This window comes from Mycobacterium sp. NGS62, assembly GCF_059812285.1.
In genome coordinates, this window is the sequence record NZ_JCALCK010000048.1 from 1 (window position 1) to 1,691 (window position 1,691).

General features: G+C 68.6%; 1 protein-coding gene. It reads right to left on the reverse strand.

Annotation, left to right across the window (positions count from 1 at the left end):
• Positions 1-164 precede the first annotated feature (164 nt).
• Positions 165-1,571, reverse strand: a complete 1,407-nt coding sequence (locus AC5Y49_RS24570; protein WP_499891984.1) for an IS1380 family transposase — start codon at positions 1,569-1,571, stop codon at positions 165-167.
• Between the last annotated feature and the right edge of the window lie 120 nt (positions 1,572-1,691).

Consider the following 1,691-nt stretch of genomic DNA (forward strand, 5'->3'; position numbering starts at 1 on the left):
CTCGATTTTTCGTCCAGGGTGGTGCTGGTAGCGCTCGGCGGTGGGTGAGCCCGTTCGGGCGGTTGTCGTGGGTGGGGGCGTAGTGGAGCGTCCCGTGCGCCGGGTGGGGCGGGCTTTCCCAGTGCCGGTTGGCCTTTCGTGTCGTCGGGGCGGTTGGGTGGTGGTCAGTCGAAGGCGGTGCGGATGGTGTGCCATGCGGTCGCGATGATCGCCGCCCAGCGCCAGGTGGCGTCGATGCGCAGCCGCACCTGTCGTGCGCCGCGGGTGATGCGGGCCGCAACGTGCAGTACCCGGTAGCGGAACGTCGCGATCTCGGCGCGGGCCAGGCCGGGGTGGGCGCTGAAGCCGAGGAGCCGGCACCAGGTGACCAGATCGGCTGCGGCCAGCACGATTTCCAGCCAGGCGGCGTTGGCGTCGAAGGAGTGACAGGGCAAGTTGGTCAGGCCGGTGGCTTTGAGTTCGCGGATGCGGTCCTCGATGCGGGCGTGCTGGCGGTGCCGTAACTCCAAGCCGGCAACTTGGCCGGTCACGACACCGGCTGCGGTGTCGGTGATGAACGCGGTGACCCGCATGCCATCGGTGTCGGTGAACCGCAATTGCGCACCGGGATGAGGGCGTTCTTTGCGCAGGATCAGCCGGGTACCGGCCGGCCAGCTGCTCAAGGTGACCAGGGTGGTGGCCTCGGCCACCCAGGCGCCGTCGCGGATCCCGCCGTCGGTGTCGATCGCCGGATACCAGCCATCGCCGATGTTGAGGGTGTCCACGGCGTCCTGCACGCGGGCATCGACCGGGTAGCCGAAGGAGAACCCCACCCCCGCGGTGCGGCAGGCGGTGGCGAAATCATGGGTGGCCCCGGCGGTATCGCAACGCACCAACACCTTCGGCGCATCTGAATCGCCACCACGCCCCGGGTCGGGCCGCCACTGCGGCGGCAGGGATGCCAACGCCTGTTCCAAAACCACGATGTGGTCGGCGGCGGTGTTGGAGCCCGCGCGCCCGGTGCGTAGCAGCCCGGCCAGCGCTTCACCCCCGGCGATCTCGGGGCGGTCGAGGAACGCCAGCAGCGGGTGGTGACCGTAGCTTTTCTTCCAGGTCGGCGCCGCCAGTTCCTTGTTGTCGGAGTGGTCGATCACCAGCGTGGCGTCGATGTCGATGTGCAGCCACTGCCCCGCGGTGGGAGCCGCTCCGGCCGCCCAGGCCGCGGCGCGCGCGGCCGCTCGCGCCGCGGCGATTCCGGGCAGGTGTGCGGCGTCAATGCGTTCATCGACCAGCCGCCACATCGTGGTCGTCGACGCTTTCGCCCCGAGCACGTGCTCGCGGTCGCCGCACAGCTGTCCGACGCCGTCGATGCAATCAGCGCCGTCGGCGACCGCGGCCGCCAGATCAGCGAACACCTCCCCGGGCGCATACACCCACGGGCCGCGGTAGGTGTCGGCTAACGCGGCGGTGACCTGCGCCGATAACCCAGTCCGGTCAGCGAGCTCACGCAGCATGCCCATCCCGGCGTGCGACACGACCCCGTGGCCATCGGCCGATACTTTCACCCGCGACCCGACCGCGATATTCTTCACCTGCGAAGTGCCTTCCCGCTGGAACGATTGATCCCTAGAGAAGTTCAATTATCCGTTGCAGGACAGGCACTTTCGCATATCTACACGCCGCTACCTACCACATTTCACGAAAAATCTGGG